Consider the following 13,042-nt stretch of genomic DNA (forward strand, 5'->3'; position numbering starts at 1 on the left):
CACGCGGATAGGAGCGTTGGGTTCATTCATAACAATTGCAAAATTGTTTGTAATAAATCCGACTGATCGAAACGCTGTTTCACGACATAGGCGTCGGCACCTAGGGACAGACCTTTCTTTTTGTCTTCCTCATCATCGCGGGAAGTCACGAGAACGACAGGTATTCCTTTGAGGGCATGGTCGCGTTTGATTTCATGCAACAATCCAAACCCGTCCAATCTGGGCATCTCAATATCTGAAACGACGAGATCCGCAGGTTCAGATCGCAATTGTTCAAGGGCGTCCAGGCCATCGACACTCAGTCTGACCTTGTATCCATTCGCTTCTAATATACTCCGCTCCAACGTTCTCGTTGTTATTGAGTCATCCACCACAAGAATTGTTGGAACACTTCGGGCCTGATGTTTCGCTTCAACAAACCGTTGTTGGTTTTGATCCGTGTTTCGAAACTTGGCTATTAAGCCGGAGGGATTGAGAAACGGAACGACATCCCCGCCTTCAAGCATCACGCTACCGGCGACAAGCGCATTCTCAGGAAGAACATGGGTCAGATCTTCAACGAAAACATCCCGAACGGACAATGCGTCGTTGATTGAGACCGCCAATCGAATGCCATCCGCAGACAGCACGGCAACGGTGACTTTACTGCCTGGCTTGAGTGGCGTCGGCGCAGCATCGATTAAACTGCCGATATCGGTTGAATAGATGGGCTCGTCATCATTTTCAGGCAAAAAATAGGTGCTGCCTTCAACAAATTGGAATGAGCCCTCCTCACCATGGTGAAGGCGTTCAATGCAATTGGAGGGAAGGGCAAAAGTTTCTTGCCCGGCAGAAAATATTAGAACCCTTGTCGATGCGACAGAAAGCGGGACTGAAATCAAGATAACCAATCCGCCTGCATCTGCCGGCATAAGTGAAACCGTGCCCTGTAGGCGCGAAACCGCCCGTCGGACCACTGACATTCCAACGCCCCGGCCGGATAGTTCGTCGACTACAGCCGTCGTGGAAAAGCCATCATGAAACAGCACGGGATATGCCCGCTCATAGCTGTCAATGTTCGGTTCATTTTCCCCTATCAGTCCGGACTTTCGGGCGGATCCGTTGATCGCCTCCAAATCCAATCCTCTGCCGTCATCCTCTATTCTTAGTTCCAGGCGACTTCCGCTCGTTGAGATATCGACGCGTATTTTCCCTATGTCCGGCTTGCCCCTAGCCCGTCGTTCATCTGGAGATTCGATCCCGTGGCCCAGGGAATTTCGCAAAATATGAATAAGTGGGTCCTTTAAATCCTGAAGAACCATTCTATCGGCATGAATCCCACCACCCGTTAAGTAGAACTCGATCAATTTCCCTTCGTCCGCAGCGATATCTCGAACCATCTTACGCAAGACGCCGAAAACACTCTCCGCAGATACCATTCGAACTTTCTGTACTTCGTCCCGGAGTGATTTCCCCAATTTCAGCGACCGCCAGGAAGCCTCACGCTGTCGGTAGCCCACAGCGCCGATCTCCGAAATGAGTCTCCGCAAATCCCCCACCATTTGATGAATGGCACGATTTAAATCACCAGATTGTGAAAAATTCTGCTCTCGCCCCGCCATCGCCTCAACTTGGTAACCGTCAAAATCATTCTTGAACCGTTCAAGCTGCGACACCATTCGGCGCAGATCATTCCCCACCCGATGGTGTTCGCCGGACGTCATCAAAATTTCTCCGGCACATTTCAAGAGACGATCCAAGCTTTCCACGTCAATGCGGACTCCCTCACGCAACGACGTTCCTGGGTTTTTTGGCGACGGCCCTTCTTGTGTCACCCCCAGACCAGGTGGCGAACTTGGCGCCTTATTCCGGTTGAGCGAAGAAGTTTTGATTTGCGCCCCTTGCGACGGTCGCGTGTCACCTGACACCTTGCTTCTTGCCGTTTCAGATTCAACAATCTGGGCGTCGAGATCAGGCAACGCCCCCCCTTCCACAAAAGCGGAAAACCAATCCTCTATGCCATCCAAGCCGTTTTGGATAAGACGCCTGTTTGGAAAATCGAGTCGCACGATTCCCTTTTGAATTTCCGAAACAAGCGTTTCCAACTGATGGGAAAGCGTTTCAATCGGCTTAAGGTCTGTTGCTCTCGCCGCACCTTTTAAACTGTGCAATCGACGGTGTAGTTCGGACAGATCAACCCCATCCGGATTGGCATCTTCATCTTCAATATTTGACAGCATATCCCGTATAGCCGCGAGGTGTTCGCGATGCTCAATCGCGAATGCATCCAGCAACTTTTGACGGATGTCGCTCACAGGCGATACCTCTCCACAGACTTTTGCAGTTGCGTGCTCATGGCGTTCAGACTCGCCGCGGATTGCTCCAGCCCACTGATCCCAGCAGCGATTTGTTCACTGGCTTCGCGAATATTCTGGACAGAGGAAGAGACCTGCTCGACCCCTATTTGTTGCTGATTGGTCGCCGCCATGATCTGCTCAAGAGTCGCGATGCTTTGTTCGACACTCTGAGCCAACTCGGTAATGGTGCCTTCTGTACGAGTAGACAAATCGGCCCCGTACTCTGCGCGCTTCACAGCCTCTTCTGTTTGCATAACGGCGGAATTGATACCCTGTTGTATTTCGCTCAACAGTCCGTGGACTTGACCTGTGGCCTCTTTCGCCTGATCGGCAAGGTTTTTGATCTCATCCGCGACAATGGAGAAACTCGCTCCCGCTTCACCGGCAGACGCAGCTTCAATTGCCGCGTTCAAAGCCAACAAGTTTGAACGCTCCGCGATTTCGTTCACGCTTGCGATGATCTCCCCAATCGACTGGGTTTTTTCTGTAAGGGTTACGACCGTCCCGGCAACGCGCTCGGCTTGATCACGTACGGATTGAATGGCGCGGCTAGAATCCGAAACTGCCTGCAAACCAGCTTTACTCGCCGTCGAAGCGGCCTCCGCGCTTTGGGTGATTCCCTTGGCCCTTTCGGTGATTTGTCTTCCCGACTGGGTGATTTCTTCGAGAGTGCTTGTGATCTGTTGAACAGCAGCACTTTGCTCGCTGGTACTGGCCGCTTGCTGCTGGGCCGAGGCCTGCAGTTCAGCCGTCGCCGCGTTGAGGTTTTCCGTGGCCGTTTTGGTTTGTCCAGATACTTCGGCAAGGTTCTCGACCATTTCATTCAATGTCGCCCCCAAACTGCCAACTTCATCAGAGCCGGTGTTGCGCGCGCGTTGCGTCAAATCCCCCTGCCCGACAGCCGCCACGAACTCCATGAACCCACGAAGGGGCCGCGTTATCGAGCGGTAAATCAGCGTCGCGACGATCAGACCAATGATCAAGACAACGGCAATGGAAACGATGCTCGCCCGCTTCACCTCTTCGTACAATTGAACGATGTCTGTTTCCGCGCTGGTTGCGAGAGCTCCCGCTAAATCCTCCGTCTTGCGCACGGTTGCACGGAATTCATTCCGTAGCTCCTCCAAAACTTCAAACTCACCCCGAACGCTTTTTATTTCGTCTTTATCCATCTGGCCAAACTGCGCGATGGTGACCGACGCAATCTCACCTAAGGCTTCCCGATTGTCCTTAGCGTTTACGGCGATGTTACTCCAAAGCTCTTTACGCTCCGGACTGATCGGCGTTTCTCCTTGTTCGATTGCAAGTGTTTCAAGCTCCTTGAGGCGATGTAACGTTCGTTCGCGGGCCAAGTGCCATTGCCGCTGCGCGACCGATGTATCGAGATCGCCAGCCTCCGTTTTTCCTAACAGGTACGCAGCCCAGGCCCGTTCAAACTGGATGCGCATTTCTCTTTGGTTCATGCCGATATGCCGGACGAGTCGTAGCGCATGAAAATCCTTGCTGATCGTATTAGTCGCAAAGTCCCGCATCGTGGCCATGCTGTCGAATTGATAAACCCCCAACCCCAACGCCATGACCAACACCGAGCCGAACCCAAGAATCAATCGATGGGCAATTGTAAGAGTCATGTTCGAAACCTCTCTGAAAAAACTTGATGAGCACGAAGGCGATCCACATCGAGCGCGAACACCTCACTGGCAAGAACGCCGGCGATTACCTCACTGGATCCGAACGCGTCACCCGGCCCAGGTTTCATGGCGCTCATATCGAACGTTCCAATTCCTTGAATATCGTCGACACGGAATGCAGCATGTCGCGGCATGTCCCGCATGAACAAGATGCTGCCGCCGGGATCGGCAACGGGCAGTTCAGCCGCAATGATTTGGGCAAGGTCATACAAGCCCCAAATGATCCCACGTTGAGACAGAACTCCAAGGAGAGCGGGATTCGAATCTGGAATGCGGGAGGGTTTCTGCCAGGCATCAACCTTCACCAGGGCTTCCAACTCGATGGCATATCGTGTGCCTGATAAAAAGAAGATGAGCATCCGCGTGGCGGAGTGCACAGCCTGTTTTGACACGCCGCGCTCGGCCAGTGCCCGGGCACGGGATTTTAGAATCAACGCCGACTGTTGAATGCTTTTCTCCAACGAGCCATCGATTAACTCTTGTGCCCGCGCCACCCGTTTCTTGGCGGCCTGCCAATCCACCTTCGTCATAGTCTCGTTCGTCATTGCCGGCCCCTTGAGAGTTGCTGTCTTGCCAAGTTCTCAAGTTCTTCGCTGAGAAGCCCATCGCCTCCACGCACCGCCGTGCCGCGGGCAATCCCGGCAGAAATATCGACAGAATTTTCAGTAAACCGATGAGACGATTGAAAATCTCCTTTCAAGGCGTAGAGGCGGCCAAGATGAAAGTGTGCAAGTGCATGGTGTCGATCCAGGTAGATGGTCCGTTTAAGCTCCTCTAACGCGGCAGTGGCATCACCACGATGTTCATGGACAAGGGCGAGGATGAAATGCCCATCCGGATCAAGCGGATGTTCAGCAATGTGCTCTTCACAGAACGTAACTGCGTATGACCAATTTCCCGCATCCGCATGCCGACGAGCCTCATCCAGGCGACTCGCCCGATTAATGGCCGAAGCCGTATTCGAAACCGTTTTCGAAGCGGGTTCGCCTGAATGGTCATCGACCGGCTGGACCCTCAATGGAGCTTGTTCTCTGAGCCACTGGGCGTCGTCATCAACCGCAGAGAAGAGAAAAGGCGGCGGGGGCGTGAAAGGAAGGTGTGATTTTTTTGGGGTTCCAGCACCTGCCTTAACAACATTCCTGATGCCGGCGGAAATGCCCGGGGTCGAGTTTGACCGCACATTGTCGGTTTTTTGATATACCGTTGTTCCCGATACCGAGACAGGTGTCAGGAAGTGCGCGATTTCTAGAAACGGCTCGGAATGACCGACGATCAACCACCCGCCATCCACCAGGAGAGAACGCAATTTCGCAAGAACGCGGCGCATGAGATCAACGTCGAAATAGATCAGGACATTTCGGCAAAGAATAATGTCAAACTCTCCAGGAGAATCGTCAATCGGCCCTTCGCAAAGCGTTTTCAAGTTTTGCTGACGAAATTCAACGCGCCGCGCAAACCTCGAGTGCAATTGCCAATTTTTCCCGCGTTTATCAAAGCACGCATCCCTGATCTCGTCAGATAATCCCCGCATCTCCCATTCGGAGAAACGTGCCTGACGGGCGCGCATCAACCGTCGCTCGCAAATGTCGGACCCTGTAATCTGTACGTTCCATCCTCCCGATGCCGCAGGCCACTCACGCTCAAGCAAGATCGATATGGAGTAAGGCTCCGCCCCGGATGCGCAGCCGGCACTCCAGATTCGAAGCGCTTTGTCTCCTACGCGTGCGGCGATACGGTTCGGCAGAATGTGGGTCCGTAAGGCGTCGAATTGCGCGGGATTTCGAAAAAAATAGGTCTCCCCGATCGCGATCAAATCCAATAGTTGATCAAGCTCTTCGCGCCCAGCCAGACTGCGGACGAAATCAACGTACTGGTCGATGTTTTGGAATGTGGTTTCAGATATTCGTTTCCGAACGTGTTGTGCCAGGACGGTGTCCTTGTCTTGGTAATATCCAAGCCCCGTCAATTCGATCAGATACGATTTAAAGTCCTGGAATGCCGGTGCTAGTGAAATCGTTTCAGGGTCGGGCGCATTCACAATCATCACGCAACCTCCAGCCCGTTAAGTCTCGTCTGGGCTCTGTCTGCAAAGCTCCTGAGGCGCCGTGCCTCCTCTTCCGTGAGCAAAGCCTCAACATCAAGAAGCTGAGCGATCGGGGTTCCGTCATTCAGCAATTCCGCTTTCACCATGCCGTTGAATGTCATGCCGTCAGGCAGTTCGGAAATTGAAATAGAGTTCCCGTCGACGACGGAAATAGTGCGTTCCACCAATACGGCCAAAGGAACCGGCGTACCCTTCAGCCAGATAATATGAGACCAAATACTTGGTTCGGCCGTCTCAACACCCAACAGTTCCCCCAAGTCCAGAACCGTGACAGCTTGCCCCCCGATATTGACCACTCCGGTCACCATTGACGCCGTCGTCGGCGGCTTGCTCAGCAAAACGAATGGAAGAATTTCCCGCACAGCGGCAAGAGACAACGCAAGCACCGGGCCGGCTTGAAATATCAGAAACTTGGCCGAGGCGTTCATCGGATTGCTATTCCTCGCAAGGCTATAGCAGATTGATTTCAAACACAGAGGAGGCCTTAGTCCGCATCGGACAATCTGAGAAAGGTTCCCCTGCCCACATCCCACAATTCCCTCTTTTCGAGCTCAACTGAGGATGTACTTTCTGGTCAACTCATACGGCTGCACGGGTGCGTCACGAATATCACCGATGACCCGGCCGCTAATCAGGCTGAAGCCGGCTTGCATCGCTGATCGCACTGTGGCCAGGGAATTCAAACCATATGCCGTGGTGTGAAATCCCTGTGCTTTGGCCCGTTTACCGAAATCCAGAATACGGAGAAGAATTTGCTTCTCAGTCTGTGTCTGCCAATCGGCCTCGACATCTAAGACAAGCATATCGGCACCGTTTGCCTTGAATAGATGTGCATGCCTATCCTCAGGCGCTAAACGCACGGATGTGCGGGAGCTTATCCGCTTGACAAACTCCAGCACCCGGCGGATTGATGTCTCTCCCCTGGCCTCTGGAACTCCAATGATTTCAACGGCGACGCGCCCCAAAAGACGGCTTTGCGGGACGGCCTTGAATATCTCCATCAGGCCGCCGAAATCATCCAATTTTAATGTTTCAAAATGCAATGGCAGCATGATCGCCGGCTCGTTTGCGGTCTGCTTTCCCGTGATCGTTTTGATCACCTGTGCCGCCATAACCGCATCAACGTGGACGGCCATCGGGTCCTGATCGCCGCCATGCAAAACGGCACTTCCGGAAAACACCCCATAGGCTGAACGCCGAAATGGATGACATTCGAATGCGACAACCAATTGGCGAAACGGGTTCCAAAGCGGGCGGAACTGAACGGACAGTTGCGTCGTGAACCAGGACACATCATTGCTGGCCTGACCCTCTTTTTCTTGGGCGATTTGGGTGGCTGCTTGGTGGTCGAATTCTCTCGCCAACAGATCCGGCGTGACCTTTTTGTTCTCTGCCGCAAGTTTGCTTACATCAATCGTATCGGCCGTAACCCCAATACCTCGATAATCTTTGTCCTTGCCCAAAAGTCGTTGACGTATCTCGACCGCTAATTTTTCTGCGCGCTTCTGCGAGGTTGCCAAATCTGCACCGGCGAACAGAATTAAAAATGCGTCTTCGCCGTGTTGCACGTATAAGTCATCTTTTCCCATCGCACCTCGGACAATTCCGTCAGAGATAGCCATGGCCTTATGACGCACCTTTTCCCAACGCCCCTTGAACAGATCGCGGAACTCTTCCAGCGACACGATCTTGAGACGGCCGGTTGCCTTTTCTCCCTCCGTTTTCATCAATTTATCGAGCCTCGCCTTGAAAGGCTCTGGAACCGATAGGGAACCCTCATCCGAGGTAGAAGGCGAGACTGTGCCCGAAACAGGCGCCCTGGTTTTTTCTGCTGCCGCCTGCTTCCGAAGGATGGCTTTGACTTTCATGCTGAGAACATCGTAATCGACCGGCTTCGTCACATAATCGTCAGCGCCAATCTTGTAACCAGCCGTCAAATATTTCTTGTCATCCAATCCTGATAAAAAAATGAAGGGAGTGGTTGCAGGTTCCGTACCTGCTTCCCGGATTTTCCGGAGGACCTCGAACCCATTCAGTCCTGGCATCTTGACGTCACAAATGATGAGCCTGGGGTTTTGCTTCTGGATCGCATTGACGCCTGCGATGCCGTCCGCGGCTTCCGCAACGACATGCCCCTCTTCCTCCAGAATGTCTCGGATCGTTAGCCGGACCAACTCATCGTCATCGATGATTAGAACATCTGGCGCGCCCATGGCATTATCTCCCGCTTCAGAGTTAACTATTTAAAAGTCTCGTTTTCCGGGTATCTGGTTCGTCCGCTAGTTGGAACCCGCAAAGTGCCTGAGCAGCATCCGGATTAACGGGACGGCTTAAATAAAATCCCTGCGCGGTGTCACAGCCGAATGATTTTAACAGGGTCAGTGCCTCGGCCGTTTCCACGCCTTCAGCGCAGACTTCCAAGCCCAGGTTGTGGGCCAAATCAATAATCGAGCGGACGATGGTATCTGCGTCCTTATTGACCCCGAGTTCGAACACGATCGACTTGTCGATCTTCAATTCATTGAACGGCATCTTGTGAAGTTGAACCAGAGAGGAATATCCGGTTCCAAAATCGTCCATCGCCAAGCGAAAATTGCGTAGCCTTAGCCGGCTCAAAACGCTCATTGCCTGGGCCGCATTCTCCATCGCGGCCGTCTCCGTTACTTCCAATACGATACTGTCGTGCGTAATCCCCTTCGCTTCGGCCAGTTCTGAGATGCGGTCCGGGACGGCGGAATCGACGGCCAGATGTGCCGGAAGATTAACGGCGATTACCGGATCAAATCCGTTTTCCCGCCACACGGCGGACTGATGAAGAACATTTTCAACAACTTTATAAGAGAACAAATGGACGAGGTTTGAGGCCTCGATCATCGGGATGAACAAGTCCGGCGACAACGTGCCGTATACCGGGTGTTGCCAACGTATCAGCGCCTCAAACGAATCAAGTGGGTAGGAACCGGCGCGGAGGGAAAGTGTGTGCTCAGCCTTCTTGCCGGTATCTGGTGCAGCAAGGCGGGCTTTCGGCTGAAAATCGAATACAAACTGCCAATCCGAGATAGCGGTCTCGATATCGGAAATCGTGATGGTTTTTGCATCCGACTGAATGCGGGTCAGCAGAACCGATAAGTCATCCATTCGGATCGGTTTCTGCAGCACGCCAGCCATACGTAAGCCCGTTTCCTTTCCAAACCGATTGGCGGCGCCAAGGACGCGGGCATCGTAACCGCTCATCACGACGATATCTGCTCGGCACCCTGTTTCACTCAACAGGCGAAGATACTCAAGGCCGTCCTTATCCGGCATTTGCAGATCAAGGAGTAATCCCGAAAAGGTCTTTGGGTCATAAACCTTCTTAAAACCTTCGAACGTCGATACGACAACCGCAGAGAACCCCGCATCTTCCGCAACATCTTGAATAAACGCCCCGATGTCCGGTTCATCATCAATGATCAACAGTGCATTGGCATTCGCAACTGGTGTCATGACACACTCCTAAAAGCAGGCGCATCTGCTGTTGTCCCCAATCGGCTTGATGCGGCATCGCAAGCAAAGGCTTGATCGATGCGGTCACGAAGACCAGAAACGGAAAAAGGCTTATTCAAAACGCCGACCATGTTCAGGCCGCGTTCAGATCCGAATTTTTGCGCAATCGCGAGCATGGTTTTGTCGAAGCCACTCATCATCAGAATGGGCAGACTTGCAAAGCCCTCCATCCGTGCCATCATTTCCAGACATTCCACGCCATCCCGGTCAGGCATGATCAGGTCAATAATCATCAGGTCCGGCAAGCCGCCTTCCAGCACTCGAATCATTTCATGCGAATTGTTCGCGTGCGCGGCCTGATAGCCTGCACTTTCGACAACCTCTGCAATGAAATCGCAAATGCCCTGATCGTCGTCCACGATCAAAACCCGCTTCATCTCATCCCACCCCTGGTTTGATTTTTCTGTCTTCATCATGCTTGACCACCATCTGTCGCCCTGTATCTCAAGGCTTCGTTTATTTTTTCTCTCAGATGACGTTCTGTGTACGGCTTGGCCAACCAGATACCGTCCGGCGCATCGTGATTGGCATTTTTAAGCGCCTCCTCCGCATATCCAGATGTGTATAGAATTTTGATTTCGGGCCAGCGGGCCCGCACCTCTCGGGCGACATCAATGCCTGACATACCACCAGGCATGACAATGTCCGTCATTACGAGGTCGAACCCTTGATCCGTTTCCAAACGTAATATCGCGGCCGCGCCGTCAGGTGCACTGACGAAGTCATATCCCATGGAATCAAGGAGGTTTTCTGCGGTCTCGCGCACCTCCTCATCGTCTTCGACAATCAATATTCGGCCGGTGAGGGTGTCTTCCGTAGCATCCGCATCAATGTCTAAATCACACTGCCCATTGGTATATAATGGCAGATACAGGCGGAGCGTGGTCCCCTGCCCGACTTCGCTGTAAATATTTATGTGCCCACCTGACTGTTTGATGAATCCGAAGATCATCGCCAAACCAAGACCAGTGCCTTTTCCCGATTCCTTCGTAGTAAAGAAGGGCTCAAAAACCTTGTCCAATACAGCCGGCGGCATGCCCGTTCCTGTATCAGTGACGGCAATCATCACGTAATCGCCAGGCACGACGTCTTGGTGTTTCCGCGCATAACATTCATCCAGTTGAACATTTGCCGTTTCAATGGTGAGCAGGCCGCCATCCGGCATGGCATCACGGGCATTGATGGACATGTTCAAAATCGCACTTTCCAATTGGCCCGGGTCGACGCGAACAGTGTCCAGAGTTGCCATTGGTTTGACGGTGATTTCGATATGCTCACTGATGGAGCGGGCGAGCATTTCCTCCATGCCGCGGACCGTTTCATTCAAGGCAAGCACAGTCGGCTCGAGGACCTGACGCCGGGAGAATGCGAGAAGCCGCGCCGTCAGATCGCCCCCGCGCGCGCCCGCACGGCGCGCCGTGTTGATCCAACGTGAAATCTTCGGGTCCGCCATGGCTTCTGTTTTTTTAGCCAATAGCTCCAAATTTCCATTGATGACCGTAAGCAGGTTGTTGAAATCATGCGCAACCCCCCCGGTGAGTTGCCCCAGGGCTTCCATTTTTTGTGCTTGTTGCAATTGGTTCTGCAATGCCCGGTGCTCGGTAACATCAACCAAATTGCCGCAGGTTGCGATGCCGTCATCCCAGGGCACCAGGGTCACCCGGTTTTCAAGAATGATCTCGGTGCCGTCCTTTTTGACGCCGCGGATCTCGTATTCATTCGGCACGTATTCACCCGCTACTCGCGCCGCATTGAAGTCCTTAAGGCGTTGGTGTTCATCCGCATGGAAAAATTTAAGAAGGGATTTTTGCGCCATCGCATCATCGATACTGTCGTACCCAAAAATGCGGGCGAACGATTCATTGATGAAGATCAATTCAAACTTCCGCATGACGAAGACCCCTTGATGGGACTTCTCCATGATCATCGCGAAACGTTCTTCGGTTCGGGTCAGGCGTTCCTCTGTGAACCGCCGGGAAATGGATTCCCCGATTTGCATGGCGATCGATGAGATCAGGGTCGAGAATTGTTCGTTCTTACATCGCCTTGTCTTGCTGAACAGGCATATCACAGACAAGACATTCCCCTTGCCGTCCATGACGGGAACGGCAACCCCAGACCTCAGCCCACACTGAACAGCCTGCTCTCTCCGTATGAACTTACCGCCCGGCGCCTGGAGGTCTTCGATCCAATCGATCGCTTCATGCTGCCATGCCCGCCCCGGCATGCTTTCCCCTAGCCGGAAAGAAAGCCCCTTGCTTGCGTCGGCGAACGGCATGAATTCATCTGACGCGAGGTAGTACCCAAGATAAGTGCGCAGGACTTCGGCATCCGGATCGAAATACCAACCTTCCGCAACATCCCAGCCGGTAATCTCCGCAATGGACCGAAGTGCGCCCGCAATGGCATCCCCCACCCGTTCGGCAAATGCCACCTGCTCCGTAACCCTAAAAAGAAGCTCAAGCTGCTGTTGTTGGCATTTGAGGGCGGTGATGTCCCGTGTGATGGTGACAAGACCGCTGATCTTTCCTCGTTCGTCGTAAATGGCGGTTTTATTGGTTGAATTCCAACGTGGAAACCCGCCCTCACCGATTTCCCGTTTCTCTGCGTTGAGGGCCGCCCGGCCTGTTTCGAAAACCTGTTTGTCTAATCTTTCCCTCTCGACAACCCAATCTTCTCCAAGCATCTCCGTCGCGCGCCGGCCGATTGCCTGGAACGGGCTATCCAGTTGGAGGATATCCGCCACCACGTCATTTACGCGGAGATACCGGCCATCCGCATCTTTGATTGAAATCCCATCCGCACTGCTGCTCATCAGGGCCTTCATGTACGACCGTTCGGCTGCAAGCTCCCTGTTCACCTGTGACAGTTCGGCAGCATGGTGAACCGTCACCTTTAAACCTTCCGGGTCCCACGGCTTGGAGACATAGGCAAATACCTTGCCATCGTTAATGGCACGGACGACTGCGTCAAAATCCGCATAACCTGTGATCAATATACGGGTCGCGAAGGAGAATTCTCTGGCGCGCGCCAAAAACTCATCACCCGTAATCCCCGGCATCCGCTGATCACTCAGAATGACGGCGATTAACGGGTCATTCTCGGCAATGGTCAGCGCTTTCGCCGGCGACGTCGTGGTGATGACGTCGAATTCGTCCTCTAGGATATCCTCGATCGCCGCCAGAACTTGCTGTTCATCATCGACGATCAGAATCCGTTTGAGTGTACCTGGCCTGGGAACATCTTCGGAGGAGGGGGTAGCATGAGACATTGCCAACTCCCTATATGCCAAACCGGATTGGTGCGGCGCTCTCCACTTCAGACCTCCCACAGCCTAAGTTAGCCTGCGGCGACGCAGGCTCCAT

9 protein-coding genes are annotated in these 13,042 nt (G+C 53.1%); all 9 read right to left on the reverse strand.

The annotated features are described in order from the left end of the window. Positions 1-26 precede the first annotated feature (26 nt). Positions 27-2,294 (reverse strand): response regulator, encoded by a 2,268-nt coding sequence (locus tag KFF05_09400; GenBank protein ID UTW50196.1) that lies wholly within the window; start codon positions 2,292-2,294, stop codon positions 27-29. After that, positions 2,291-3,967, reverse strand: a complete 1,677-nt coding sequence (locus tag KFF05_09405; protein ID UTW50197.1) for a methyl-accepting chemotaxis protein — start codon at positions 3,965-3,967, stop codon at positions 2,291-2,293. Before KFF05_09405 ends, KFF05_09400 begins: the two co-directional genes overlap by 4 nt. Continuing rightward, entirely contained in the window at positions 3,964-4,572 is a 609-nt protein-coding gene (locus KFF05_09410) for a chemotaxis protein CheW (protein ID UTW50198.1), read from the reverse strand. The genes KFF05_09405 and KFF05_09410 overlap by 4 nt, the downstream gene beginning before the upstream one ends. Next, positions 4,569-6,071, reverse strand: a complete 1,503-nt coding sequence (locus KFF05_09415) for a hypothetical protein (protein UTW50199.1) — start codon at positions 6,069-6,071, stop codon at positions 4,569-4,571. The genes KFF05_09410 and KFF05_09415 overlap by 4 nt, the downstream gene beginning before the upstream one ends. Next, positions 6,071-6,559, reverse strand: a complete 489-nt coding sequence (locus KFF05_09420) for a chemotaxis protein CheW (protein UTW50200.1) — start codon at positions 6,557-6,559, stop codon at positions 6,071-6,073. The genes KFF05_09415 and KFF05_09420 overlap by 1 nt, the downstream gene beginning before the upstream one ends. A 123-nt stretch (positions 6,560-6,682) precedes the next feature. Next, positions 6,683-8,344, reverse strand: a complete 1,662-nt coding sequence (locus tag KFF05_09425) for a response regulator (GenBank protein UTW50201.1) — start codon at positions 8,342-8,344, stop codon at positions 6,683-6,685. A gap of 22 nt (positions 8,345-8,366) precedes the next feature. Then, complete coding sequence (locus KFF05_09430) at positions 8,367-9,617, reverse strand: EAL domain-containing response regulator (protein ID UTW50202.1); 1,251 nt, start codon at positions 9,615-9,617, stop codon at positions 8,367-8,369. Then, positions 9,614-10,093, reverse strand: coding sequence for a response regulator (locus KFF05_09435; GenBank protein ID UTW50203.1), 480 nt, complete (start codon positions 10,091-10,093; stop codon positions 9,614-9,616). The genes KFF05_09430 and KFF05_09435 overlap by 4 nt, the downstream gene beginning before the upstream one ends. Next, positions 10,090-12,948, reverse strand: a complete 2,859-nt coding sequence (locus KFF05_09440; protein UTW50204.1) for a response regulator — start codon at positions 12,946-12,948, stop codon at positions 10,090-10,092. Before KFF05_09440 ends, KFF05_09435 begins: the two co-directional genes overlap by 4 nt. Positions 12,949-13,042 lie beyond the last annotated feature (94 nt).

This window comes from bacterium SCSIO 12827 (genome assembly GCA_024397995.1).
Lineage (GTDB): Bacteria > Pseudomonadota > Alphaproteobacteria > Rhodospirillales > Casp-alpha2 > UBA1479.